The organism is Pseudomonas alcaligenes (assembly GCF_014490745.1).
GTDB lineage: Bacteria > Pseudomonadota > Gammaproteobacteria > Pseudomonadales > Pseudomonadaceae > Aquipseudomonas > Aquipseudomonas alcaligenes_C.
This window is the reverse complement of record NZ_LZEU01000001.1, coordinates 968,514-995,327: the sequence shown is the minus strand read 5'-3', so window position 1 is coordinate 995,327 and position 26,814 is coordinate 968,514. Positions and strand designations below refer to the sequence as shown.

Genomic DNA, 26,814 nt, shown 5'->3' with positions numbered 1-26,814 from the left:
CGAGTCAAACTGTCACCGGCGGCGACAGGTTAGAGCGGATAAATGACGATTGCTGGCGCCGACTTGCGACAAGCCGACAGCCTGCCCCTGGGATTGACCCACGAGCCTGTGCAGAAGTTTAGGAAAAGCCCGGTCAGCCGCCGGACTTCTTGGCCTTGAAGCCGCGTTTGCCCAGTTCTTCGAGGAGCAGGTCGACCATGTCGCCCTGGATCTCGATGACGCCGTCCTTGAAACCGCCACCGCAGCCGCAGCGTTTCTTCAGCGCGCTGGCCAGCTCCTTCAGCTCGGCTTCGGCCAGCGGCACGCCGGTCACCGTGGTGACGGTCTTGCCGCCACGGCCCTTGGTTTCCCGGCGCACACGGGCGATGCCGTCGCCGGCGGGAATCACCGATTTCTTGCAGATGCAGGCGTCCACCGGCTGACTGCAGTCGGGGCAATGCCGACCGGCGTCGGTGGAATAGACGAGTCCGCCCAGGGCGGCAAACGAAGCAGCTTTCTTGACCACCGGCTTTTCCTCGTAGGGGTCAGGACAGCGACTGGCCGGCAGGGTGCCGACCGCGAAGCCCCACTCAGGCAGGGGCAGCGCAGCCAGGCGGGGGAGCCTGGCATTGGAGGTGGCGCAGTGTATAGGCAAAAAAGCCCGCTGCTAAGAACGAAATTGCGCCATTGACCGATGGATTGGCGACCTCGTGCGGCATCATGCACAAGACGCACGGGAATACTGCACAAAACCGCGCCCGGCGCGGGTTCCAGCCCCCCTATCCCTGCGGGAGAGGGGTTAGCCCTGCGCCGCCTGGTAAAGGCGCAAGGCCTCCAGCGAGTCGGGACAGAACGGCTTGCCGGCAACCTCGCCGGGCACCTGATCGAGTGGCAGGAAACGCGCTTCCAGCACTTCCTCGGGCTGCAGCACCAGCGGCGCATCCGACACTGCCGAAAACACTGCGCACCACAGGCGGTTGCCCGGCCGGTCAAAGAAGAAGCGCCCATGCTCGCGCAGCGTCACCCCGGTTATGCCCAGCTCTTCGCCCAGCTCGCGGGCGGCGCAGGCGGCGTAGCTCTCGCCCTCGTCGACCATGCCGCCGGCCGCCACGTCCCAGTAGCCGGGGTAGATGGCCTTGCTCAGGGTGCGCCGGTGCACGCACAGCTCGCCACGGGAGTTGAACAGCAGGATGAAGGTACCGCGGCCGATCAGCCCGCGCTCGCGCAGCTCGGCGCGCGGCAGGCCGCCGAGCAACTGGTCGTGCTCGTCGACCCAGGCGATGCGCTCGGCATCCGAGGCGGCGCGGTGGGCCGCCTCGTCAGGCACGACCGGCATGCCTCAGCCCTGGCTCAGCAGGGTGCGCAGGTCGATGATCGCGGCGTTGGCGCGGGAGATGTAGTTGGCCATCACCAGCGAGTGGTTGGCCAGTACACCGTAGCCGCTGCCGTTGAGCACCATCGGGCTCCACAGCGGCTCCTGGGCCGCCTCCAGCTCGCGGATGATCTGCCGCACGCTGACGGTGGCGTTCTTCTTCGCCAGCACGTCGGCGAAGTCCACCTCGATGGCACGCAGCATGTGCGACAGCGCCCAGGCCTGGCCACGGGCCTCGTAGAACACGTTGTCGATCTGCAGCCAGGGAGTCTTCACCTCCTCCTCGCGCACCGGCACCACTTCGCCCTCCGGCACCACCTGGTCATGCTGCAGATCGGTATTCAGGCGTACCCGGCCGACACTGGCGGACAGCCGCTGGGACAGCGAGCCGAGACGGGTGGCGACATCACCCAGCCAGTTGTTGAGGTTGTCGGCGCGGGCATAGAACTGCGCATTCGGCTGGCCCGGGTCGGCCAGGCGGGCCAGGTAGCGATCCAGCGAGTGGATGCCCTCGGCGTATTCGCTTTCCGAAGCCGGCAAGGCCCAGCTCTTGTTGTCGAAGTTGAAGCGTGGCTCGGCCTTGGCCAGATCCGGGTCTTCGGTGGACTGCGATTGCGAGCGGGCGAAGTCCTTGCGCAGGGCGCGGGACAGGTCGCGCACCTGCACCAGCACGCCGTACTCCCAGCTCGGCATGTTGTCCAGCCACAGGCCGGGCGGCGCCAGGTCGTTGGAGAGGTAGCCGCCTGGCTTGTTCAGCAGGGTGCTGGAAATCTGCTTCAGGGTTTCCACCGTGGTGTAGCCGCTGACCAGTTTGCGCTGGGCCTTCTCGGCCGCGGCCTGGGCATTCTGCTGCACCGGGAACAGCTCGGGCTCCTGGCTCCAGAACCAGCCGATGCCCATGGCACCGAGCAGATAGAGGGCCAACAGGGTGCCCAGGGTTCGGCTCAGCCACAGGCCACCGAAGTAGCTGCGCACGTCATCCACCGAGTCGTCGACGTTGTCGCGCAGTTCGCCCGCGCGTTTCTTCCAGTCCAGCATGGCAGTGTCCTTGAGTGCATACGTCGGTATCGACCCCCCAGAGGGCCGAGAGTTGCTGGCTTGCACTATAAGTGAAGCGCATCCGCTACGCAGCGCCCAAGTCCAGTATGCTGCTGGCAGAAGCGGGCAAAACCGCCAAATGCTGGAAATTTGACGTCATTTGACCGATGGTTATAGCACTTAGCCCTTCCAGTGGTAGCATCGAGCCATCATCCAGCCTTTAGGCTGGTCAGAGAACGACTGTAGCCATGATCGAGCCAGAAGACCCCAGCCGCGACCGCCTCAAGCAGCACTTTGCCAAGCGCGTGATCTACCAGGCCCGCCAGGTTCTGGAGGTCTGGCAGCGCCTGCAGCAGGGCGAGTGGAATGGCGTGATCATGGCCGAACTGGTCGAGGCCAACCTCGGCCTGCTGCGCTATGCCGAACGCTTCGAGCAGGAAGTGCATGTGCAGCTGGCCCGCGCCGTGGGCAACTGCCTGGAAGCCGTGGAGAACAACCGCGGGCGCCTCACCAGCCACCTGATCACCGAGCTCAACCTGCTGATGCAGCGCCTGTCGCGCACCGGCCTGCGCCATGGTGACCAGTTCGAGCAGACCTTCCTGCCGCCGCTGCGCAAGCCGATCTACCTGGCCCTGCAGGATCTCGAGCGGGCCGAGCGCCTGGCCCAGCAGCTGGAATTCTTCGGTCTCTACGCCCAGGCCCTGACCAGCGCCGATGCCTTCCGCGCGGCCATGGCCGAGCGCCATCCGGCGGCGATCCTGATGGAAGTTGACTTCGCCGGCCCGGGCCGCGGCCTGGAACTGGCCAGCGAGGCCCAGCAGGGCCTGGAGCAGAAGCTGCCGCTGCTGTTCTTCAGCCATGCCGACGTCGACACCCCGACCCGCCTGGCCGCCGTGCGTGCCGGCGGCGAGGAATTCTTCACCGGCAGCCTGGACGCCTCCAGCCTGATCGAGCGCATCGAGATCCTCACCAACGTCATGCACTACGAGCCGTACAAGGTGCTGATCGTCGACGACTCGCGGGCCCAGGCCACCCATACCGAGCGCGTGCTGAACAGCGCCGGCATCGTCACCCGTACCCTCACCGAGCCGATCCAGGCCATGGCCGAGCTGGCCGAATTCCAGCCCGACCTGATCATCCTCGACATGTACATGCCCGACTGCCACGGCACCGAGCTGGCCAAGGTGATCCGCCACAACGACCGCTATGTCAGCGTGCCGATCATCTACCTGTCCGCCGAGGACGACCTGGACAAGCAGCTCGACGCCATGAGCGAGGGCGGCGACGACTTCCTGACCAAGCCGATCAAGCCGCGCCACCTGATCGCCACCGTACGCAACCGTGCGGCGCGGGCACGCAACCTGCGCGCCCGCATGGTGCGCGACAGCCTCACCGGGCTGTTCAACCACACCCACACACTGCAGCTGCTGGAGGATGCACGCTTCCGCGCCCGCCGCGACGGCCAGCCACTGACCTTCGCGATGATCGACATCGACCACTTCAAGAAGGTCAACGACACCTACGGCCACCCCATGGGCGACCGGGTGATCAAGAGCCTGGCGCTGTTCCTCAAGCAGCGCCTGCGCAAGACCGACCATATCGGCCGTTACGGTGGCGAGGAATTCGCCGTGGTGCTGCCGGACACCGACGCGCCGACCGCGGCCAAGGTGCTCGACGAGATCCGCCGGCGCTTCGCCGAGATCCACTACCCGGCGCAACCGGCCGACCTGTCCTGCACCTTCAGCTGCGGTATCGCCGAACTGAGCGCGGACATGGACTGCAACACCCTGTCCAAGCAGGCCGACGAGGCCCTGTACCTGGCCAAGCGCGGCGGCCGTAACCGGGTGGAAATCCATCTGGGCTGACGCCACCGCGGTGTGAACGGCATCACGTCGTCACATTCCTGCAACCAAACCGCAATAACCTCGGATGCACCGTCCCAGAACCCCGGTGCCTCTGTCATGCGTCTCAAGCTGCTTACCAACCTGTCCACTGCCCTCCTGATCAGCGCCTGCCTGGCCCTGGCCGGCACGCTGTGGTGGTCGGAGCAGGCGCTGGAGCGCCCCTACCGCCTGATGCAGGACTACCTCAGCCTGTCGCAGCAGTTCCAGCACCAGGTCGCCGGCAATATCCAGGCCTACCTGGCCAGCGGCGATGCCGTGCGCCACAAGCAGGCCAGCCAGGCCATCGACGAACTGGAACAGGCCCTCGGCGAACTGCCGCCACAACTGCGTGACGACCTGCGCCCCAGCCTCGACGAACTGAGCCGCTTCAGCGCCGGCGAACTGCTCGCCGCCGGCAAGCTGGCCGGCGATCCGCAGGGCCTGCTGCTACAGGCCGAACGCGAGATGGCTGGCGCCCTCGAACAGCTGGCCCAGTACGCGCACAGCGACAACCCGGCGGCCGCCGCCTACCAGGCCCCGCTGTTCAACGCCGCCCAGCACCTGACCCGCCTGGCCCATGCCCGCGCCAAGCTGGCCAGCAGCGGCCGCAGCGAACTGCTGCAGGACGTGCAGCGCGAACTGAACGCCCTCGACCAGCAGGCCGCCAGCCTTGCCGCCCTGCCGCTGCTCGGCGTAACCAGCAGCAGCGAATCCGGCGCCGACAACTTTGCCGCGATGATGGGCCTGGCCAGTGACGACAGCGCACAGCAGGCGGAAGACCAGGGCATTGCCCTCAAGCGCGACTTCGCCAGCCTGCTCAAGCGCTACCCCGCCGAGCTGGAACGCACCCGCGCCCTGATCGAGCAACGCAATGCCCTGGCACGCAGCAGTGAGGCCAAGGTAGCCAGCCTGCAGCAAGCGCTGGCAGCCCTGCAGCCGGCGGTACTCGCCGAGCATGCGCGCATCCAGGGCGAAGTACGCCTGATCCAGGGACTGATGATCGGCCTGATCCTGCTGATCGCCCTGACCCTCGACCAGATCCAGCGGCGCCTGAGCAACGTCCTCGGGCGCCTGGTACCGGCACTGTCGCGCTGGGCCGCCGGCGACTTCGCCGCCGATATCGGCGTGCAGGCCCGCACCCGCGAGATGCGCGATATCGAGGACTCGCTGAACCACCTGCGCCGCTACCTGGTGGAGCTGGTCGGCACCATCCACCACCATGCCGGCGAAGTGGCTGGCAGCAGCCGCACCCTGGCCGATCTCAGCCAGGGCCTGCACGGCGGCGCCGAGCGCCAGCTGGCCGACACCGCACAGATCCGCGATGCCCTCGGCGAGCTGGAAGGCACCATCGCCCAGGTCGCCGCCGACGCCAGCCAGGCCGCCGATGCCAGCCGCTCGGCCAGCAGCGCGGTGGAACAGGGCCAGCGGGTGATCGAACAGAGTCTCACCGGCCTGCATGCGCTGGTCGGTGAAGTACAGGGCAACGCCCAGTCGATCGAACAGCTGGCCAGCGAAACTGCCACCATCGGCCAGGTGCTGACGGTGATCCGCGGTGTTGCCGAACAGACCAACCTGCTGGCCCTGAACGCCGCCATCGAGGCCGCCCGCGCCGGCGAGATGGGCCGCGGTTTTGCCGTGGTCGCCGAGGAAGTGCGTTCGCTGGCCCAGCGCACCAGCGGCGCCACCGAGGAAATCCAGCAGCTGATCGCCCGCCTGCAGCAGGCCGCGCAGCAGTCGGTGGCGGCCATGCGCGCCCAGGTCGAGCATGCCGAAACCACCGCCAGCCAGGCGGAACAGGCCGATGGCGCGCTGGATGCGGTGGTCACCTCGATCCGCACCATCGCCAGCATGGCCGAGCGCATCGCCGAGGCCACCGCCCAGCAAGGCGGCGCGGCCAGCGAGATCCGCGGCCACAGCGAGCGCATCCACCGCCTCGGCGGCGACAACCTGGCACGCATCGGCGAAGGCCGCCAGCAGGGCGAACAGCTGCTGCAGCTCGGCAGCCAGCTGCATACGGCGGTGCAGGCGTTTCGCGTGGCCTAGGCCAAACGACCGGCGGTCGCCCGGCAATATCCGCTGACACCCTGCGGCATGCGGCCTTCTGGGGTCGCCCCGCCGACTTGGGTATGATGCCCGCCAAGTCCGTTGTGCGAGCCCGCCATGCGCCGTCTGCTACCGCTGTTCCTGCTGCTGTTCACCCTGCCGGCCCTGGCCGGGCTGTTCGACAAGCTGCCCGATGCGCCGCTGGGCGCACCGCTGAACAACAGTGCGGACTTCCTGCCGGTGCGCGAGGCCTTCCGCCTGAGCCTGGTCAGCAGCGATGCCAAAACGGTGAAGCTGCGCTTCATCGCCGCCGAGGGCTACTACCTCTACCGCCACCGCTTCCAGTTCCGCATCGAACCGAGCGACCTGGCCAAGGGCGCGGCCGTGCTGCCGGCCGGCGAAGCCAAGCACGACGAATACTTCGGCGATGTCGAGGTGTACCACGGCATCCTCGATGTCGAGCTGCCGCTGGACAACCCCATCGGCCTGCCGCTGACCCTGCACGTCACCTACCAGGGCTGTGCCGACAAGGGCCTGTGCTATCCGCCGGAAACCGAACGCCTGGAAGTGGCGGGTAGCGGCGAAAATGCCGCCGCCCCGGCGACCAGCGCAACGACCGGCACTACCACCACTCCCGCCGCACCGAGCACAGCCGGCTGGAACTGGAAGGAGCTGGCGCTGTTCTTCCTCGGCGGCCTGGGCCTGGCCTTCACCCCTTGCGTGCTGCCGATGTTGCCGATCCTCAGCGGCGTGGTGCTGCGTGGCCAGCCCGGGGGCCTGCGCGGCCTGGTGCTGGCGCTGGCCTATGTGCTGCCGATGGCGATCAGCTTCGCCATCCTCGGTGCGCTGATGGGCCTGTTCGGTGCCGAGCTCAACCTGCAGGCACGCCTGCAGTCACCCTGGGTACTGGTGCCATTCGCGATTTTCTTCGCCCTGTTCGGCGCCGCCAGCCTGGGCTTCCTCGAACTGCGCCTGCCGGCCGCCATCGACGGCCCGTTGCAACGCCTGAGCCAGCGCCTGCACGGCGGCACCCTGCTCAGTGCGGCAGCCCTCGGCGTGCTCTCCAGCCTGCTGGTATCGCCCTGCGTGTCCGCCCCGCTGGCCGGTGCCCTGCTCTATATCAGCAGCAGCGGCGATGCCCTCGGCGGCAGCCTCAAGCTGCTGGCCCTCGGCCTGGGCATGGGCACCCCGCTGGTGCTGTTCGCCGTTGGCGGCGGCGCCCTGCTGCCGAAGTCCGGCAACTGGATGATCGGCGTGCGCAACCTGTTCGGCGCCCTGCTGCTGGCCGTCGCGGTATGGCTGCTGGAACGGGTGGTGCCAGGCCCGGTCGCCCTCGCCCTGTGGGGCCTGCTGGCCGCCGGCGTGGCTCTGTGGCTGGGCGCACTGGAACTGACGCCGAAGACCCATCACCAGAAATTCGCCCAGTTGCTCGGCTTGCCGCTGCTGATCTACGCCATCGCCGCCTGGTTCGGCGCCCTGCAGGGCCACAGCGACCCACTGCGCCCGCTCGGGCAGCTCGCGACCAGCAGCGCTACAGCAGCCGCGCCGGCCAGCGCCAGCTGGCAGACCGTGACCAGCCCGGCCGAGCTGGACGCCGCCCTGGCTGCGGCGAAGAACGCCGGCCACCCCCTGCTGCTGGACTGGTATGCCGACTGGTGCATCAGCTGCAAGGTGATTGAGCGCGAAGTGTTCAGCGCACCCGAGGTAACGGCTCAGCTGGGCGACTACCGACTGATCCGTTTCGATATCACCGAAAGCCGCGCCGATCAGCGCGCCCTGCTTGATCGCTACCAGCTGTTCGGCCCGCCGGCGATCCTGTTCTTTGCCAGCAGCGGTGACGAAATCGCCGATTTGCGTGTCGTAGGTGAGATCGGCGCCGCCGACTTTGCCGAACGCCTGACCCGCGCGCACGCCCGCCAGAACTGAGATCGTCATATTTCTGCCGCAAATTTCGGCCATCGTGCCGACTATTGCCGGTAACTGGACAGTGTGCAGCGCATTCGGCATAGTCCCGGCCATTCCCAGGACATAACAAGGACAGCGCGCATGGCCACCCTTCTGGTGCTGCACGGCCCCAACCTCAACCTGCTGGGCACCCGCGAACCCGGCGTCTATGGCGCCACCACCCTGGCCCAGATCAACCAGGATCTGGAGCAGCGCGCCCGCGCCGCCGGCCACCATCTGCAGTACCTGCAGAGCAATGCCGAGTACGAACTGATCGAGCGCATTCACGCCGCAAAAGGCGAAGGTGTCGACTTTATTCTGATAAATCCGGCCGCTTTCACTCATACCAGCGTCGCCTTACGTGACGCATTGCTGGCAGTGAGCATCCCATTCATCGAAGTGCACCTGTCCAACGTGCACAAACGTGAAGCATTCCGCCATCACTCCTACTTTTCCGATGTTGCCGTGGGAGTGATCTGCGGCCTTGGCGCCAGCGGTTACCGGCTGGCTCTGGAGGCTGCCCTGGAACAATTAGAACGCCCCTGACGACCTCACCTTGGGAGTTGCAAAGCTATGGATATCCGTAAAGTCAAAAAACTGATCGAGCTGCTGGAAGAGTCCGGTATCGACGAACTGGAGATCCGCGAGGGCGAAGAGTCCGTGCGCATCAGCCGTCACAGCAAGCAGCCGGCCTATGCTGCCCAGCCGGTCTACGCCGCCGCGCCAGCCCCGGCCGCCGCCCCGGTTGCTGCCGCCGCTCCGGCCGCTGCCGAAGCCGCTCCGGCCGCTGCCAAGCTGAACGGCCACGTGGTGCGCTCGCCGATGGTCGGCACCTTCTACCGCGCCGCTTCGCCGACCTCGGGCAACTTCGTCGAAGTGGGCCAGAGCGTGAAGAAAGGCGACATCCTGTGCATCGTCGAAGCGATGAAGATGATGAACCACATCGAGGCCGAAGCCAGCGGCGTGATCGAGTCCATCCTGGTCGATAACAGCCAGCCGGTGGAATACGACCAGCCCCTGTTCACCATCGTTTGATGCGCGGGGAACCTGCGATGCAGCTGGAAAAAGTCCTGATCGCCAACCGTGGCGAAATCGCCCTGCGCATCCTGCGCGCCTGCAAGGAAATGGGCATCAAGACGGTGGCCGTGTACTCCACCGCCGACCGCGACCTGATGCACCTGGGCCTGGCCGACGAAACCGTGTGCATCGGCCCGGCGCCGGGCGCCAAGTCCTACCTGAACATCCCGGCGATCATCGCCGCCGCCGAAGTCACCGGCGCCACGGCGATCCACCCGGGCTACGGCTTCCTCGCCGAGAACGCCGACTTCGCCGAGCAGATCGAGAAGTCCGGCTTCAAGTTCGTCGGCCCCACCGGCGACGTGATCCGCCTGATGGGCGACAAGGTTTCCGCCAAGAACGCCATGATCAAGTCCGGCGTTCCGGTGGTACCGGGCTCCGACGGCCCGCTGCCGGAAGACGAGGAAACCGCCCTGGCGATTGCCCGCGAAGTCGGCTACCCGGTGATCATCAAGGCCGCCGGCGGCGGCGGTGGTCGCGGCATGCGCGTGGTGCACAAGGAAGAAGACCTGATCAAGTCGGCCAAGCTGACCCGCACCGAAGCCGGTGCCGCGTTCGGCAACCCGATGGTCTATCTGGAGAAGTTCCTCGGCAACCCGCGCCACGTGGAAGTCCAGGTACTCTCCGACGGCCAGGGCCACGCCGTGCATCTGGGTGACCGCGACTGCTCGCTGCAGCGCCGCCACCAGAAGGTACTGGAAGAGGCGCCGGCCCCGGGCATCGACGAGAAGGCCCGCGCCGAAGTGCTGCAACGCTGCGTCGATGCCTGCATCGAGATCGGCTACCGTGGCGCCGGCACCTTCGAGTTCCTCTACGAAGACGGCCGCTTCTACTTCATCGAGATGAACACCCGCGTGCAGGTCGAGCACCCGGTCACCGAGATGGTTACCGGCATCGACATCGTCAAGGAAATGCTCAGCATCGCCGCCGGCAACAAGCTGTCGATCAAGCAGAGCGACGTGGTCATCCGCGGTCACGCCCTGGAGTGCCGGATCAACGCCGAAGACCCGGACAACTTCATGCCCTGCCCGGGCAAGGTCAAGCATTACCACGCTCCGGGCGGCAATGGCGTGCGGGTCGACTCGCACCTGTACAGCGGCTACTCGGTACCGCCGAACTACGACTCGCTGATCGGCAAGCTGATCACCTACGGCAAGGATCGCGCCGAGGCCATGGCACGCATGCGCAACGCCCTGGACGAGCTGGTGGTCGACGGTATCAAGACCAACATCCCGCTGCACCGCGACCTGACCCGCGACAAGGGTTTCGCCAAGGGTGGCGTGAACATCCACTACCTGGAAAAGAAACTGGGTATGGACAAGCACTAAGCTGCGGCTTGGCGCATCGACAAGGGCTGCCCACGGGCGGCCCTTGTCGTTTCCGGCTGGCGCCTGCGGTGGCAGCCGCGGCGCCCCTCAAGTAAGCTGCGCGGCCAATTGCACTAGCGCCCCATCGTCCACGAGGTTTCCCATGCCCTGGTTACAAGTCCGCATCGCCATCACCCCGGATCAGGCGGAAACCTACGAAGACGCCCTGCTCGGCGTCGGCGCCGTATCGGTGACCTTCATGGACGCCGAAGACCAGCCGATCTTCGAGCCGGATCTGGGCACCACCCCGCTGTGGTCGCATACCCACCTGCTGGCCCTGTTCGAGGCCGACACCGATGCCAGCAACCTGGTCGCCCACCTGGAACTGCTGACCGGCGGCCCGCTGCCCGAGCACCAGATCGAGCAGATCGCCGACCAGGACTGGGAGCGCAGCTGGATGGACAACTTCCAGCCCATGCGTTTCGGCCGCCGCCTGTGGATAGTGCCGAGCTGGCATGCCGCACCGGAGCCGGAGGCGGTCAACCTGCTGCTTGACCCGGGCCTGGCCTTCGGCACCGGCACCCACCCGACCACCGCCCTGTGCCTGGAATGGCTGGACGGCCAGGCGCTGGACAACTGCAGCGTGCTGGATTTCGGCTGCGGCTCCGGCATCCTGGCCATCGCCGCCCTGCTGCTCGGCGCCCCGCAGGCGGTCGGCACCGACATCGACCCGCAGGCCCTGGAGGCTTCGCGCGACAATGCCTCGCGCAACGGCATCGACCCGGCCCGCTTCCCGGTCTACCTGCCGGCAGACCTGCCGCAGCAGGCCGCCGACGTGGTGGTCGCCAATATCCTCGCCGGCCCGCTGGTGTCGCTGGCTCCGCAGATCACCGCCCTGGTCAAGGCCGGCGGGCGCCTGGCGCTGTCCGGCATCCTCGCCGAGCAGGCCGAAGAAGTGCGCGCCGCCTACCAGGACGCCTTCGACCTCGACCCGACCGCGACCAAGGACGGCTGGGTACGCATCAGCGGCGTGCGGCGCTAAGAAGTCGCTGCATGACCTCGCGAACCGGGGATCATGCAGCAGGTTCAGCCCCTGCGCGGCGCCAAGCCTGTGCTTTCCACCCTGTGCTTGGGTAAACTAGCCCCTCGTTTACCCGGATCCCCGCATGACCGACAGTTTCGTCACCCAGTGCCCCCATTGCCGTACCAGCTTCCGCATCAGTCGCGGCCAGCTGGGCGCAGCCCATGGCGTGGTGCGCTGCGGGGCCTGCCTGCACGTGTTCAATGCGGCCCAGCAGCTGCTGGTGGATCAGTCGCGCGCCAGCAAACCGGCCGCCCCCGCGCCAAGCGCCCCGGCCATGCCACAGCCGCACCCGGCCCCTGCAGCCAGCGCAGCGCCCGCCCGCCCGACTGCTCCGCCAGCGCCGGCAGTCGAGCCCCGGGCAGCTCCAGTTCCAGCTCCAGCGGCCAGCCTGAGCGCTGCGCCGGCCAGCGAGAAGAAGTCCGTCGACACCCTGTGGATCCACGACGACCTCGATCTCGACAGCCTCGACCTCGATGAGGAACTGGCCAAACTGGAAGAACAGGAGATGCAGCTCTCCAAGGATTTCCTCGCACTCGACCGCGCCCCACAGCCCGGCGAGAGCCTGCTCCATCGCCCCACCGAAGAGCGCGACCGCCACGACGAGAGCTGGGCCGAGTCCCTGCTCAAGGACGACGCCAAGCCGCGTAGCGCACCGACGCCCGTACCGGCGCCACGCCCGCCCGTCGAGGCGCCTGTGAGCGCACCACTGGTGGCGCGCGCCAGCGACACCCTGGCTGCCAGCGAAGCGCCAGCGCCCGTCGCACCTCGCCGCGAACCGGCGCTGGGCAGCCCAGCCGCCAGCAGCGTTCTGCCCCCGCGCGAGGAGCCGTCGTTCAGCGCCCTGGATGCCGACGATGAGCCTGCCGCCGACGAAATCGACGAAATCGACGACGCCAACTATGCCCGCCTGAGCGCTACGCCCGCCGCGCCGGCTCGCAGCGAGCCGGCTCTGCGCGACGACAGCCTGTTCGAACTGGCCGAAGAACCTCTGCAGCTCGACTGGCAGGAAGCGCGCAAACCCTGGGGCCGCTGGATCGGCTGGGGCCTGCTCAACCTGCTGGCCGCCGGTGCCCTGACCAGCCAGTACGTGCTCTACCACTTCGAGGAACTGGCGCGCCAGGACGAATACCGCCCCTGGTTCGAGCAGCTGTGTCCGGAGCTGGGCTGCAGCCTGCCATCCAAGGTCGACATCGAGCAGATCAAGAGCACCAACCTGGTGGTACGCAGCCACCCGGACTACATGAACGCGCTGATGGTCGACGCGATCATCTACAACCGCGCCCCCTTCGCCCAGCCCTTCCCCCTGCTGGAACTGCGCTTCGCCGACATCAATGGCCAGCTGCTCGCCAGCAGCCGCTTCAAGCCCAGCCAGTACCTCGGTGGCGAGCTTGCCGGCCAGGCGGAAATGCCGCCGCAGACGCCGATCCACGTGTCTCTGGAAATCAGCGATCCGGGCACCAAGGCCGTCAACTACAGCCTAAGTTTCCACTCGCCGGAATAGCCTGCAGGCGGCGGATTTCCGGCACCTCCCCCATACGTCCGCACCAACGGCGATAACCCGTCAGCTGCTCATAATTTGTTCAAAACAGCCTTTATCCGGTCACCGAGAGCGGGTATCATGCCCTCCCTTTTTCGCACTCCCATGAAGCCGTTTCGAGCACAGGCTGGCCACGCCTTTCCCTGACGACTTCACGGAATCTGCACGAAAAGTCGCCGAGCGAAGGTGGTTCCTGCGGTTAACGCAGTAGCACCGAGCCCAGGCACTGTTCGTCCAGAACCTAACCACAAGACAGGGAAGACCACCGGTGGTACGCATCGGCCCTTACACACTGCCCAACCCGCTGATCCTCGCCCCCATGGCGGGCGTCACCGATCAGCCGTTCCGGCAGCTGTGCCGGCGCCTCGGCGCGGGCCTGGTGGTATCGGAGATGGTCACCAGCGATGTGCGCCTGTGGAACAGCCGCAAGTCCAGCCTGCGCATGATCCACAGCGGCGATCCCGAGCCACGCTCGGTGCAGATCGCCGGCGGCGACCCCGAGATGCTCGCCGAAGCCGCCCGCCGCAACGTGGAAATGGGCGCCCAGATCATCGACATCAACATGGGCTGCCCGGCCAAAAAGGTCTGCAACAAGGCCGCCGGCTCGGCGCTGATGAAAGACGAAGATCTGGTTGGCGCCATCCTCGACGCCGTGGTCAAGGCAGTCGACGTACCGGTCACCCTGAAGATCCGCACCGGCTGGGATCGCAGCAACAAGAACGGCCTGAACGTGGCCAAGATCGCCGAGCAGGCCGGCATCGCCGCCCTCGCCGTACACGGCCGCACCCGCGCCGACCTGTACACCGGCGAGGCCGAGTACGACACCATCGCCGCCATCAAGCAGGCGGTATCCATTCCGGTGTTCGCCAATGGCGACATCGATTCGCCGCACAAGGCCAAGGCCGTGCTCGACGCCACCGGCGCCGATGCCCTGCTGATCGGCCGTGCGGCGCAAGGGCGGCCGTGGATCTTCCGCGAGATCGCCCACTTCCTGGCGACCGGCACGGAGTTGGCGGCACCAGCGCTGCATGAAGTCGAACGGATTCTGCTGGAGCACCTGGCCGCCCTGCACGCCTTCTATGGCGATGTGATGGGTGTGCGCATCGCTCGCAAGCATGTTGGCTGGTATCTCGCCACCCTGCCCGGCGCCAGGGAGTTTCGCGCCGAGTTCAATCGTCTGGATGGTACGGACACGCAGTACACCGCCGTTCGGCAGTTTTTCGCCGAACGCCATAACAAGGAAACCGAGGTGGCCGCATGACGAGGATGACCGAGCCTTTTTTTGATCAATCAGCTTTTGATGGGGCAGTACCCGTGAGCGACAACACCAACCTGAAGCAGCACCTGACCACGCCCAGCGAAGAGGGTCAGACCCTGCGCGGTAGCGTGGAAAAAGCGCTGCACAACTATTTTGCTCACCTGGAAGGTGCCGACGTCACCGACGTCTACAACCTGGTGCTCAACGAGGTCGAGGCGCCGCTGCTGGAAACCGTGATGAACTACGTCAAGGGCAACCAGACCAAGGCTTCCGAGCTGCTCGGCCTGAACCGCGGCACCCTGCGCAAGAAGCTCAAGCAATACGATCTGCTGTAATCAATCGAATGCCTGGAAAAGGGCGGCCTGCACAAGCCGCCCTTTTTTACTGAATTTCCCAGCTCTGATGGACTTTGCAATGACCGACCAGACCACCCGCCTCCCCGTTCGCCGCGCCCTGATCAGCGTCTCCGACAAGACCGGCATCCTCGAGTTCGCCCGCGAGCTCGTCGCCCTGGGCGTGGAAATCCTCTCCACCGGCGGCACCTACAAGCTGCTCAAGGACAACGGGGTGGCCGCGGTGGAAGTCGCCGACTACACCGGCTTCCCGGAAATGATGGACGGTCGCGTGAAGACCCTGCACCCGAAGATCCACGGCGGCATCCTCGGTCGTCGCGCCCTCGACGGCGACGTGATGGAGCAGCACGGCATCAAGCCGATCGACCTGGTCGCGGTCAACCTCTACCCCTTCGCCGCCACAGTGGCCAAGCCGGGCTGTGACCTGGCCGACGCCATCGAGAACATCGACATCGGCGGCCCGACCATGGTGCGCAGCGCTGCGAAGAACCACAAAGACGTGGCCATCGTGGTCAACGCCAGCGACTACGCCGGCATCGTCGAATCGCTTAAAGCCGGCGGCCTGAGCTACGCCCAGCGCTTCGACCTGGCCCTCAAGGCCTTCGAGCACACCGCTGCCTACGACGGCATGATCGCCAACTACCTGGGCACCATCGACCAGAGCCGCGACACCCTGTCCACTGAAGAGCGTGGCGCCTTCCCGCGCACCTTCAACAGCCAGTTCATCAAGGCCCAGGAAATGCGCTACGGCGAGAACCCGCACCAGAGCGCGGCGTTCTACGTGGAAGCACAGAAAGGCGAGGCCAGCGTCGCCACTGCCATCCAGCTGCAGGGCAAGGAACTGTCGTTCAACAACGTGGCCGACACCGACGCCGCGCTGGAGTGCGTGAAGAGCTTCGTCAAGCCGGCCTGCGTCATCGTCAAGCACGCCAACCCGTGCGGCGTGGCCGTGGCCACCGACGCCGAAGGCGGCATCCGCAAGGCCTACGACCTGGCCTACGCCACCGACACCGAGTCGGCCTTCGGCGGCATCATCGCCTTCAACCGCGAGCTGGATGGCGAGACCGCCAAGGCCATCGTCGACCGCCAGTTCGTCGAAGTGATCATCGCCCCGAAAATCAGCGCCGAAGCCCGTGCCGTGGTCGCTGCCAAGGCCAACGTGCGCCTGCTCGAGTGCGGCGAGTGGCCGGCCGAACGCGCCGCTGGCTGGGACTTCAAGCGCGTCAACGGTGGCCTGCTGGTGCAGAGCCGCGACATCGGCATGATCAAGGCCGAAGACCTGAAGATCGTGACCAAGCGTGCGCCGAGCGAGCAGGAAATCCATGACCTGATCTTCGCCTGGAAAGTGGCCAAGTTCGTCAAATCCAACGCCATCGTCTATGCCAAGGGCCGCCAGACCATCGGCGTCGGCGCCGGCCAGATGAGCCGCGTCAACTCCGCGCGTATCGCCGCGATCAAGGCCGAGCACGCCGGCCTGCAGGTCGCCGGTTCGGTCATGGCCTCCGACGCCTTCTTCCCGTTCCGCGACGGCCTGGACAATGCGGCCAAGGTCGGCATCACCGCGGTGATCCAGCCGGGCGGCTCGATGCGCGATGCGGAAGTCATCGCCGCAGCCGACGAAGCTGGCATCGCGATGGTCTTCACCGGCATGCGCCACTTCCGCCATTGATTGGCATGGCCGCGCTGTAGCAGGCGTCTGCGTTGTTGCGGACGACTTCGCTAATGCTCATTGCCAGTCGGCAACTGCGCTTATCGAAGCCATCCGCGCCTAGCATCCACCCGCTCCATCGCGGCCCGAAAGATTTGCGTCGTAGCCCGGATGAAATCCGGGGACACCCCACTCAAAAGCCCCGGATTGCATCCGGGCTACGGTCAGGAGATACCCCATGAACGTATTGATCATAGGCAGCGGCGGCCGTGAGCACGCCCTGGCCTGGAAAGTGGCGCAGGACAAGCGCGTCGAGAAAGTCTTCGTCGCCCCGGGCAACGCCGGCACCGCCACCGAAGCCAAGTGCGAGAACGTCGCCATCGACGTGCTGGCCATCGAACAGCTGGCCGACTTCGCCGAGAAGAACGTGCAGCTGACCATCGTCGGCCCGGAAGCGCCGCTGGTCAAAGGCGTGGTTGACCTGTTCCGTTCGCGCAAGCTGGACATCTTCGGCCCCACCGCCGCAGCCGCCCAGCTGGAAGGCTCCAAGGCCTTCACCAAGGACTTCCTCGCGCGTCACGCGATTCCCACTGCCGACTACCAGAACTTCACCGAAGTCGAGCCGGCGCTGGCCTACCTGCGCGAGAAAGGCGCACCGATCGTGGTCAAGGCTGACGGTTTGGCCGCCGGTAAAGGCGTGATCGTCGCCATGACTCTGGAAGAGGCCGAAGAAGCCGTACGCGACATGCTGTCGGGCAACGCCTTCGGCGACGCCGGCGCCCGCGTGGTGATCGAGGAATTCCTCGACGGCGAAGAAGCCAGCTTCATCGTTATGGTCGACGGCGAGAACGTGCTGCCGATGGCCACCAGCCAGGATCACAAGCGTGTTGGCGACGGCGACACCGGCCCCAACACCGGCGGCATGGGCGCCTACTCGCCGGCCCCGGTGGTCACCGCAGACGTGCACAAGCGCGTGATGGACGAAGTGATCTACCCGACCGTGCGCGGCATGGCAGCCGAAGGCAACGTCTACACCGGCTTCCTCTACGCCGGCCTGATGATCGACAAGAGCGGTGCGCCCAAGGTCATCGAGTTCAACTGCCGCTTCGGCGACCCGGAAACCCAGCCGATCATGGTGCGCCTGGAAAGCTCCCTGGTGTTGCTGGTCGAAGCCGCCCTGGCCAAGGCGCTGGACAAGGTCGAAGCGACCTGGGATCCGCGCCCGACCGTGGGCGTGGTGATCGCCGCTGGTGGCTACCCGGCCGATTACGCCAAGGGTGACGTGATCCAAGGCCTGGACGCCGCCGCCAAGATCGACGGCAAGGTATTCCACGCCGGCACCGCGCTGAACGCAGCCGGTGAAGTGGTCACCGCAGGTGGTCGCGTGCTGTGCGCCACCGCCATCGGCAACAGCGTGTCCGATGCCCAGCAGCAGGCCTACCGCCTGGCCGAGCAGATCCGCTGGAACGGCAGCTTCTACCGCAGCGACATCGGCTACCGCGCCATTGCCCGCGAGCAGGGTAAGAACTGAGTGATAGCCGGGTAAATATCCGGTAAAGCCCCCACAAAAGGCAGCCTCGCGGCTGCCTTTTGTGCATTAGCCATGGCTATAATCGGGGGATTCACTATCGAAGGGACTTCGCCCGTGCGACGGCTCAGGATCGCCACAGGACTCCTCGTCAGTCTGTTGTTCAGCCTGTCTTGTCTGGCAATGGCACCAGCGCAGGCCAGCCCGGCACCCGCCGCGGACAGCAGGGAGAACTGGTCGATCCTGCTCGACAAGAGCGCCCGCATGACCTTCGCCGAAGTCCGCAGCCAGACTTCACGCTTCCAGCCCCTCGACCGCCGCGCCATCACCTACCCCGCCTCGAACCAGGCCGCCTGGCTGCGCATCGAGCTGCCGGCCTACCAGCAGCCGCACTGGCTGTGGCTGTTCGCCCCGCGGGTGCAGCACCTGGACTACTACCTGCTGCAGGGCGACACCCTGGAGCAGCAACTGCAGACCGGCGAAGCGCTGCCGATGGATTCGCGCCCACTGCCGTCGCGCTCCTACCTGTTTCCCACGCCGAACGACAACCAGCCGCGCGTAGCCTACCTGCGCATGACCTCCAACCACGCGCTGATGCTGTGGTTCAAGGTCATCGACCAGCGCGAGCTGGTGACCCAGGAGAAACCGGCCTACCTGTTCGGCGCCCTGCTCGGCGGCCTGCTCCTGCTGTGCCTGTTCAACCTGCTGCGCATGGCCTACTCGCCCACCGCCAGCAGCCTGTGGCTGGCCGGCATGCATGCCGGGCTGGCGCTGTCGGCCACCTGTAACATCGGCCTGCTGGCCGTGTGGCTGCCCGAGCAGAGCTACAACCAGTCACTGATCGCCGACCTCGCAGCCCTCGCCACCTCCCTCTGCCTGCTGGCCTTCACCCTGTGCTTCTTCCGCGACACCGCCGCCGAACGCAGCCCGCTGCGCCACCTGCTGCGCGGCGAGATCCTGCTGATCGGCCTGTTCGCCCTACTGATCAGCACCGGCCTGTTCTGGCACAGCTGGCTGATCTACAGCCTGGTGATCATGACCGCCGTGACCGTGCCGGCCGTAGCCTGCGTGCACTGGCTGCGCGGCTACCAGCCGGCGCGGCTGATCGTCGCCGCCCTGCTGATCTTCGACCTCGGCTTCGGCGCCCTGGTGCCGGTGCTGTTCGGCTTCGACCAGCTCAACCCCGGCTGGCTGGTGCTGAGCGCCTTCAGCGTGGCCATGCTCTGCGGCCTGATCCTCAGCATCGCCCTGGCCGAGCGCCAGCGCCTGATCCAGAGCGACACCCTGCAGCAGCGCACCAGCGAAGCGGCCACCAGCGCCGAGCTGAAGGCCAAGGCCGAATTCCTGGCCAAGATCAGCCACGAGATCCGCACCCCGATGAATGGCGTGCTGGGCATGACCGAGCTGCTGCTCGGTACGCCGCTGTCGGCCAAGCAGCGCGACCATGTGCAGACCATCCACAGCGCCGGCAACGAGCTGCTGACCCTGATCAACGAGATCCTCGACATCTCCAAGCTGGAGTCCGGGCAGATCGAGCTGGACGACGTGCAGTTCGACCTCAACGCCCTGGTCGACGACTGCCTGGACATCTTCCGCGCCAAGGCCGAGCAGCAGCGCGTCGAGCTGATCAGCTTTATGCAGCCGCAAGTCCCGCGAGTGATCAGCGGCGACCCGACACGCCTGCGCCAGGCGCTGATGAGCCTGCTCGACAACGCCTTCCGCCAGACCGACGAAGGCGAGATCCTGCTGGTGGTAGCGCTGGACAACGATGGCAAGAGCCCACGCCTGCGCATCGCCGTGCAGGACAGCGGCCGCCCGCTGGAAGCGCGCGAGCGCGATGCACTGCTCAACACCGAGTTGCACAGCACCGACTTCCTCAGCGCCACCAAGCTCGGCGGGCGTCTGGGCCTGATCATCGCTCGCCAGCTGATCCGCCTGATGGATGGCGAGTTCGGCATCCAGAGCGGCGGCAGCCAGGGCAGCACCCTGTGGCTCAACCTGCCGCTGGATCCCGAGCGCCTGGAGCACCCCACCGCCGACCTCGACAGCCCGCTGCAGGGTGCGCGCCTGCTGGTGGTGGACGACAACGAGACCTGCCGCAAGCTGCTGGTACAGCAGTGCGGCGCCTGGGGCCTGCAGGCCAGCGCCGTGGCCTCCGGCAAGGAAGCCCTGGCCCTGCTGCGCACCAAGGCGCACCTGCGCGAGTTCTTCGACGTGGTGCTGCTCGACCAGGACATGCCCGGCATGACCGGCATGCAACTGGCGGCCAAGATCAAGGAAGACCCCAGCCTCAACCACGACATCCTGCTGATCATGCTCACCGGCATCAGCAATGCGCCGAGCAAGATCATCGCGCGCAATGCCGGGATCAAGCGCATCCTGGCCAAGCCGGTGGCCGGCTACACGCTCAAGACCACCCTCGCCGACGAGCTGGCTCAGCGCAGCAGCGGCAGCCTCGCTCCGTCGCCGAACCTGGCTGGCGACAACGGCGCCATCCAGGTGCCGGAGGACTTCCGCATCCTGGTGGCCGAGGACAACAGCATCTCCACCAAGGTCATCCGCGGCATGCTGAGCAAGCTCAACCTGCAGCCGGACACCGCCAGCAACGGCGAGGAAGCCCTGCAGGCGATGCAGGCGCAGCAGTACGACCTGGTGCTGATGGACTGCGAAATGCCGGTGCTCGACGGCTTCTCCGCCACCGCCCAGCTGCGTGCCTGGGAAGAGCGCGAGCGGCGCAGCCGCACCCCGGTGGTGGCGCTTACCGCACACATCCTCGCCGAGCACAAGGAGCGCGCGCGCCAGGTCGGCATGGACGGACACATGTCCAAACCGGTGGAAATGTCCCAGCTGCGCGAGCTGATCGCCCACTGGGTCGGCGAGAAGCAGCGCCGCGACCAGCACGACGTGCTGCCCTCCTGACGCCCCTGGCGCAGGCCGCTATGCTTGCGCCATCGCTTTCTGACGAGCCTTGCCCATGCTCTCCCTGCTGTTCACCGTGTACCTGAAGATGCTGGTGCTCTATAGCCCGTTCTTCGTGTTGTCCTGCTTCATCGGCCTGACCCCCGGCTACAGCGTCAAGGAACGCAAGAAGCTGGCCTGGAAAGTGGCGCTGGGCAGCCTGATCGCCAGCGTGCTGCTGTACCTGTTCGGCCAGACCATCTTCGAGATCTTCGGCATCACCCCCGACGCCTTCCGCATCGGCGCCGGTTCCGTGCTGTTCATCTCCGCCCTGGGCATGGCCCAGGGCAAGTCGGCGGTGCAGGCCGACAACGTGCAGCAGGACGTCACCATAGTGCCGCTGACCATCCCCCTCACCGTCGGCCCCGGCACCATCGGTGCGCTGCTGGTGATGGGCATCAACCAGCCGCAGTGGGAAGACAAACTGGCCGCCATCCTCGCCATCACCATCGCCAGTGCCACGGTGGGCGCCGTGCTCTATCTGTCCGACCGGGTCGAGCGCCTGCTCGGTCAGCAGGGCCTGCAGATCCTCAGCCGGCTGATGGGTCTGTTCGTCTGTGCCCTGGCCGCGCAGATCATCTTCACCGGGGTCAAGGGCTACCTGCAGTAGGGCCGCCACAAAAGGGTGCAGGCCCCGAATAAAGCCGCTCCACCCTGGTTTTCGCGCACCACATGCGTGCAGCAGCTTCCCCGCGAAATTCGGACGAAAGGTCGACAAACCTTTCAAGTACAAGGCTTTGCCGGGCTTGGCACGGATGCTGCCAAAGGACTGACGACCCCCTTCGGTCCTCATTGATGCGCATGGAGCCCTAACAAGATGAAACGCCGTCCATTTCTGAAGTCCACCCTCGCCGCCAGCGCTCTGCTGCTCAGCGGCTTGTTCCCGTACAGCCTGCAGGCCGCCGAGACCATCAAGGTCGGCATCCTGCACTCGCTGTCCGGCACCATGGCCATTTCCGAAACCTCGCTGAAAGACATGGCGTTGATGACCATCGACGAGATCAACGCCAAGGGCGGGGTCAACGGCAAGAAGCTCGAGCCGGTGGTGGTCGACCCGGCCTCCAACTGGCCGCTGTTCGCCGAGAAGGCGCGCCAGCTGCTGACCCAGGACAAGGTCGACGTGGTCTTCGGCTGCTGGACTTCGGTATCGCGCAAATCCGTGCTGCCGGTATTCGAGGAGCTCAACGGCCTGCTGTTCTACCCGGTGCAGTACGAAGGCGAAGAGATGTCGCCGAACGTGTTCTACACCGGCGCGGCGCCGAACCAGCAGGCCATCCCGGCGGTGGAATACCTGATGAGCGAAGACGGCGGCGCCGCCAAGCGCTACTTCCTGCTCGGCACCGACTACGTCTACCCGCGCACCACCAACAAGATCCTGCGCAGCTTCCTGCACAGCAAAGGTGTGGCCGACAAGGACATCGAAGAGGTCTACACCCCCTTCGGCCATAGCGACTACCAGACCATCGTCGCCAACATCAAGAAGTTCTCCGCTGGCGGCAAGACCGCGGTGATCTCCACCGTCAACGGCGATTCCAACGTGCCGTTCTACAAGGAACTGGCCAACCAGGGCATCGAAGCCACCGACATCCCGGTGGTGGCCTTCTCGGTGGGCGAAGAAGAACTGCGCGGCATCGACACCAAGCCACTGGTGGGCCAGCTGGCCGCCTGGAACTACTTCGAGTCGGTGGACAACCCGGTCAACAGCGCCTTCGTCAGCAAGTGGAAGGCCTACGCCAAGGCCAAGAACCTGCCGAACTACCAGACCGCAGTGACCAACGACCCGATGGAAGCCACCTACGTCGGCATCAACATGTGGGCGCAAGCGGTAGAAAAAGCCGGCACCACCGACGTCGACAAGGTGCGTGAAGCCCTGGCCGGGCAGACCTTCGCCGCACCGAGCGGCTACACCCTGACCATGGACAAGACCAACCACCACCTGCACAAGCCGGTGATGATCGGCGAAGTCCAGGAAGACGGTCAGTTCTCCATCGTCTGGCAGACCGAAGGCCCGCTGCGCGCCCAGCCGTGGAGCCCGTTCATCCCCGGCAACGACAAGAAGCCGGACTACGCGGTGAAGTCCAACTGACGGCTCGCGTGGCCCGAAGTCCCTCACCCCTGCCCCTCTCCCAAGGGGAGAGGGGTGACGGCGCGAGGCCATACCTTCCCCTCTCCTGCGGGAGAGGGGCCAGGGGAGAGGGTGTGTCAGCCGACACCGACCTCTCTCGGGCTCGTAGCCCGGATGCAATCCGGGCACCGGCAATCCAAGGACTGTTCCAACATGCCCACTGCCCTGATTCCCTTTCTGCTGTCACTGGCACTGCTCGTGGTGCCGCTGACCACCCAGGCAGGCGACGCCAATGATTTCGTCGCCGCCAACCCGGCGCAGCAGGCCAGGCTTCTCGAGAGCTGGGCCGCGCAACCCGATCCCACCCGCCAGCCGCTGCTCGATGCCCTGCAGAACGGCCACCTGGCCGCCGACAGCGGCAAAACCGCCTTTATCGAGCAGGACGGCCAGTTCGTCGCCGCCGAAGGCACTGCCACACCGGCCAGCGCGCCGAAAAAACTGCGCCTGAACAACCGCCTGCGCGGCCTGCTGGCCATTGCCCAGGCCAGCCAGCAACTGCTCGCCGAAGATGTCGCCAGCCGCCTCAACGCAGCCCAGCAACTGCAGAAGAGCGCCAAGCCGGCGCAGCTGGAACTGCTCAACAGCCGCGTCGCCAGCGAAGTGAACGACGAAGTGCGCGCCGCCCTGGCCCTGGCCCTGGCCAACCTGCAGCTGGTCGACCAGGATCCGGCCATTCGCCTGAAGGCCGTGCGCCTGCTCGGCGAGAGCGGCGACCCGCAGGCTCGCACTCGCCTCGAGGGCCTGCTCGCCGAAGGTGTGGAAAGCGACGCCGCGGTTCGCACCGCCGCCGAAACCAGCCTGGGCCAGGTCAAGCGCCGCCTGCTGGTCGGCGAGCTGCTCGGCCAGGCCTTCAGCGGCCTGAGTCTGGGCAGCATCCTGCTGCTCGCCGCCCTCGGCCTGGCCATCACTTTTGGGCTCTTGGGCGTGATCAATATGGCCCACGGCGAGATGCTGATGCTCGGTGCCTACACCACCTACATGGTGCAGATCGCCTTTCAGAACTTCGCCCCCGGCTACCTGGCGCTGTATCCGCTGGCCGCGCTGCCCATCGCCTTCTTTGTCACCGCCGCCATCGGCATGGCCCTGGAGCGCACGGTGATCCGCCATCTCTACGGCCGCCCGCTGGAAACCCTGCTGGCCACCTGGGGCATCAGCCTGATGCTGATCCAGCTGGTACGGGTGATCTTCGGTGCGCAGAACGTCGAGGTGGCCAACCCGGCCTGGCTGTCCGGCGGCGTGCAGGTGCTGCCGAACCTGGTGCTGCCCTACAGCCGCATGGTGATCATCGGCTTCGCCCTCTTTGTGGTGGCCTTGACCTGGCTGTTGCTGAACAAGACCCGCCTCGGCCTCAACGTCCGCGCCGTCACGCAGAACCGCAACATGGCCGCCTGCTGCGGCGTGCCGACCGGGCGGGTGGACATGCTCGCCTTCGGCCTCGGCTCCGGTATCGCCGGCCTCGGCGGCGTGGCCCTGAGCCAGATCGGCAACGTCGGCCCGGATCTCGGCCAGAGCTACATCATCGACTCCTTCCTGGTGGTGGTGCTCGGCGGCGTCGGCCAGCTGGCCGGTAGCGTGATGGCCGCCTTCGGCCTCGGCATCGCCAACAAGCTGCTGGAGCCGCAGATCGGCGCCGTGCTCGGCAAGATCCTGATCCTCGCGCTGATCATTCTGTTCATCCAGAAACGTCCGCAAGGCCTCTTCGCTCTCAAGGGACGGGTGATCGACTGATGACCATGCCACTCAATCAAACGCTGCTGGCCCGCGCCAGCAACGCCATCGGCCCGCAGGCCTCGCTGGCGGTCGGCGGGCTGATCCTGCTTATCCTGCTGGCCATGCCGCTGCTGCACCTGCTGCCGGCCGACCACGCCCTGCACATCTCGGCCTACAGCCTGACCCTGGTCGGCAAGATCCTCTGCTACGCCATAGTCGCCCTGGCGCTGGATCTGGTGTGGGGCTACGCGGGATTGCTGTCGCTCGGCCATGGCCTGTTCTTCGCCCTCGGCGGCTACGCCATGGGTATGTACCTGATGCGCCAGAGCGCCGGCGACGGCCTGCCCGCCTTTATGAGCTTCCTCGCCTGGAGCGAGCTGCCCTGGTACTGGTACGGCACCAGCAACTTCCTCTACGCCCTGTGCCTGGTGGTACTGGCGCCCGGCCTGCTGGCCCTGGTGTTCGGCTTCTTCGCCTTCCGCTCGCGAATCAAGGGCGTGTACTTCTCGATCATGACCCAGGCGCTGACCTTTGCAGGCATGCTGCTGTTCTTCCGCAACGAAACGGGGTTTGGCGGCAATAACGGCTTCACCAACTTCCGCACCATCCTCGGCTTCGAGATCACCGCGCCGGGCACTCGCGCCACCCTGTTCCTGGCCACCGTGCTGCTCCTGGTCGGCAGCCTGCTACTGGGCTGGAAGCTGGCCAAGAGCAAGTTCGGCCGGGTGCTCACCGCCCTGCGCGATGCGGAGAACCGCTTGATGTTCTGCGGCTACGACCCGCGCGGCTACAAGCTGTTCATCTGGGTCTTGAGCGCCGTGTTGTGCGGCCTGGCCGGGGCGCTCTATGTGCCGCAGGTGGGCATCATCAACCCCAGCGAAATGTCGCCGACCAACTCCATCGAGGCCGCCGTGTGGGTCGCCCTCGGAGGGCGCGGCACCCTGATCGGCCCGCTGCTCGGCGCCGGCCTGGTCAACGGCATGAAGAGCTGGTTCACCGTAGCCTTCCCCGAGTACTGGCTGTTCGCCCTGGGGGCCCTGTTCATCGTCGTGACCCTGTTTCTGCCGAAAGGGGTGATCGGCCTGCTACGCAAGAAGGGAGAGCAATGATGCGCGCCACCCCGGTACCCGACTTCATGCTCGAACCCGCCTACAACCCCAACCAGGACGCCGGCACCAGCCGCGATGCGGTCGGCCTCGGCAGCGCCGCCGGCAAGGGCCTGGACGTGCGTCACGGCACCATCCTGACCCTGGAAGGAATCAACGTCAGCTTCGACGGCTTCCGCGCCCTGACCGACCTCAACCTGTACATCGGCGTTGGCGAACTGCGCTGCATCATCGGCCCCAACGGCGCCGGCAAGACCACCATGATGGACGTGATCACCGGCAAGACTCGCCCCGATAACGGCCACGCCTACTTCGGCGAAACGCTGGATCTGACCCAGATGAGCGAAGTGGAAATCGCCCAGGCCGGCATCGGCCGCAAGTTCCAGAAGCCCACGGTGTTCGAGGCGTTGTCGGTGTTCGAGAACCTCGAACTGGCGCTGAAGACCAACAAGTCGGTGTGGGTCAGCCTGCGCGCCCGGCTTTCCGGCGCGCAGAAGGAGCGTATCGAGGAAGTGCTCAGCACCATCCGCCTGGAAGCCTCACGGCATCGCCCGGCCGGGCTGCTGTCCCACGGCCAGAAGCAGTTCCTCGAGATCGGCATGCTGCTGGTACAGGATCCGCAGCTGCTGCTGCTCGACGAGCCGGTGGCCGGCATGACCGACGCCGAAACCGAGTTCACCGCCGAGCTGTTCAAGTCGCTGGCGCGCAAGCACTCGCTGATGGTGGTGGAGCATGACATGGGCTTCGTCGGCTCGATCGCCGACCACGTCACCGTGCTGCACCAGGGCAGCGTGCTGGCCGAAGGCGCACTGGAAGACGTGCAGGCCAACGAACGGGTTATCGAAGTCTATCTGGGGCGCTGAA

General features: G+C 66.2%; 21 protein-coding genes. 18 read left to right on the top strand and 3 right to left on the bottom strand.

Annotated elements, in window-relative coordinates:
• Positions 1-133: 133 nt before the first annotated feature.
• The 3 genes from A9179_RS04445 to A9179_RS04435 all read right to left on the bottom strand — a co-directional run bounded on the left by A9179_RS04445 (position 134) and on the right by A9179_RS04435 (position 2,389).
• Positions 134-505 carry a translation initiation factor Sui1 gene (locus A9179_RS04445; RefSeq protein ID WP_187804642.1) on the bottom strand — a complete coding sequence of 124 codons (372 nt, stop codon included), beginning with the start codon at positions 503-505 and terminating at the stop codon, positions 134-136.
• A 273-nt stretch (positions 506-778) separates the two neighbouring features.
• Entirely contained in the window at positions 779-1,315 is a 537-nt protein-coding gene (locus A9179_RS04440) for an NUDIX hydrolase (RefSeq protein WP_187804641.1), read from the bottom strand.
• A 3-nt stretch (positions 1,316-1,318) separates the two neighbouring features.
• Entirely contained in the window at positions 1,319-2,389 is a 1,071-nt protein-coding gene (locus tag A9179_RS04435; RefSeq protein ID WP_187804640.1) for a DUF2333 family protein, read from the bottom strand.
• 248 nt (positions 2,390-2,637) lie between these two features.
• On the opposite strand from A9179_RS04435, the gene A9179_RS04430 reads away from it, so the two are divergent.
• From A9179_RS04430 to urtD, 18 genes are all read left to right on the top strand, one after another.
• Entirely contained in the window at positions 2,638-4,254 is a 1,617-nt protein-coding gene (locus A9179_RS04430) for a response regulator (protein ID WP_187804639.1), read from the top strand.
• A 96-nt stretch (positions 4,255-4,350) separates the two neighbouring features.
• Entirely contained in the window at positions 4,351-6,315 is a 1,965-nt protein-coding gene (locus tag A9179_RS04425; RefSeq protein WP_187804638.1) for a methyl-accepting chemotaxis protein, read from the top strand.
• A gap of 117 nt (positions 6,316-6,432) precedes the next feature.
• A complete protein-coding gene (gene dsbD / locus A9179_RS04420; RefSeq protein WP_187804637.1) occupies positions 6,433-8,241 on the top strand; it encodes a protein-disulfide reductase DsbD in 1,809 nt (602 codons plus the stop codon).
• Positions 8,242-8,361: 120 nt separating this feature from the next.
• Entirely contained in the window at positions 8,362-8,805 is a 444-nt protein-coding gene (gene aroQ / locus A9179_RS04415; protein WP_183086993.1) for a type II 3-dehydroquinate dehydratase, read from the top strand.
• A 27-nt stretch (positions 8,806-8,832) separates the two neighbouring features.
• Complete coding sequence (accB, locus tag A9179_RS04410; protein WP_187804636.1) at positions 8,833-9,294, top strand: acetyl-CoA carboxylase biotin carboxyl carrier protein; 462 nt, start codon at positions 8,833-8,835, stop codon at positions 9,292-9,294.
• A gap of 17 nt (positions 9,295-9,311) precedes the next feature.
• Positions 9,312-10,664 (top strand): acetyl-CoA carboxylase biotin carboxylase subunit, encoded by a 1,353-nt coding sequence (gene accC / locus A9179_RS04405; protein WP_187804635.1) that lies wholly within the window; start codon positions 9,312-9,314, stop codon positions 10,662-10,664.
• A 142-nt stretch (positions 10,665-10,806) separates the two neighbouring features.
• The gene (gene prmA, locus A9179_RS04400; protein ID WP_187804634.1) at positions 10,807-11,685 is read left to right on the top strand and encodes a 50S ribosomal protein L11 methyltransferase; all 879 of its coding nucleotides are present in this window, start codon (positions 10,807-10,809) and stop codon (positions 11,683-11,685) included.
• 124 nt (positions 11,686-11,809) lie between these two features.
• Positions 11,810-13,228: a DUF3426 domain-containing protein gene (locus tag A9179_RS04395; RefSeq protein ID WP_187804633.1), complete on the top strand. Its 1,419-nt coding sequence runs from the start codon at positions 11,810-11,812 to the stop codon at positions 13,226-13,228.
• 304 nt (positions 13,229-13,532) lie between these two features.
• Positions 13,533-14,525: a tRNA dihydrouridine synthase DusB gene (gene dusB, locus A9179_RS04390; protein WP_316851814.1), complete on the top strand. Its 993-nt coding sequence runs from the start codon at positions 13,533-13,535 to the stop codon at positions 14,523-14,525.
• Complete coding sequence (gene fis, locus A9179_RS04385) at positions 14,522-14,857, top strand: DNA-binding transcriptional regulator Fis (RefSeq protein WP_394354699.1); 336 nt, start codon at positions 14,522-14,524, stop codon at positions 14,855-14,857. Before dusB ends, fis begins: the two co-directional genes overlap by 4 nt.
• Positions 14,858-14,936: 79 nt before the next feature.
• A complete protein-coding gene (gene purH / locus A9179_RS04380) occupies positions 14,937-16,544 on the top strand; it encodes a bifunctional phosphoribosylaminoimidazolecarboxamide formyltransferase/IMP cyclohydrolase (protein WP_187804632.1) in 1,608 nt (535 codons plus the stop codon).
• Positions 16,545-16,761: 217 nt separating this feature from the next.
• Positions 16,762-18,054, top strand: a complete 1,293-nt coding sequence (gene purD / locus A9179_RS04375) for a phosphoribosylamine--glycine ligase (RefSeq protein ID WP_187804631.1) — start codon at positions 16,762-16,764, stop codon at positions 18,052-18,054.
• A gap of 114 nt (positions 18,055-18,168) precedes the next feature.
• Positions 18,169-20,970 carry a hybrid sensor histidine kinase/response regulator gene (locus A9179_RS04370; protein ID WP_187804630.1) on the top strand — a complete coding sequence of 934 codons (2,802 nt, stop codon included), beginning with the start codon at positions 18,169-18,171 and terminating at the stop codon, positions 20,968-20,970.
• Between the two features lie 55 nt (positions 20,971-21,025).
• Complete coding sequence (locus A9179_RS04365; protein WP_187804629.1) at positions 21,026-21,619, top strand: MarC family protein; 594 nt, start codon at positions 21,026-21,028, stop codon at positions 21,617-21,619.
• Positions 21,620-21,826: 207 nt separating this feature from the next.
• Complete coding sequence (gene urtA / locus A9179_RS04360) at positions 21,827-23,095, top strand: urea ABC transporter substrate-binding protein (RefSeq protein WP_187804628.1); 1,269 nt, start codon at positions 21,827-21,829, stop codon at positions 23,093-23,095.
• Between the two features lie 192 nt (positions 23,096-23,287).
• A complete protein-coding gene (gene urtB / locus A9179_RS04355; protein WP_187804627.1) occupies positions 23,288-24,862 on the top strand; it encodes an urea ABC transporter permease subunit UrtB in 1,575 nt (524 codons plus the stop codon).
• The gene (gene urtC / locus A9179_RS04350; protein ID WP_187804626.1) at positions 24,862-25,953 is read left to right on the top strand and encodes an urea ABC transporter permease subunit UrtC; all 1,092 of its coding nucleotides are present in this window, start codon (positions 24,862-24,864) and stop codon (positions 25,951-25,953) included. The genes urtB and urtC overlap by 1 nt, the downstream gene beginning before the upstream one ends.
• Positions 25,953-26,813, top strand: a complete 861-nt coding sequence (gene urtD / locus A9179_RS04345; protein WP_187808498.1) for an urea ABC transporter ATP-binding protein UrtD — start codon at positions 25,953-25,955, stop codon at positions 26,811-26,813. Before urtC ends, urtD begins: the two co-directional genes overlap by 1 nt.
• The last annotated feature ends 1 nt before the right edge of the window (position 26,814 follow it).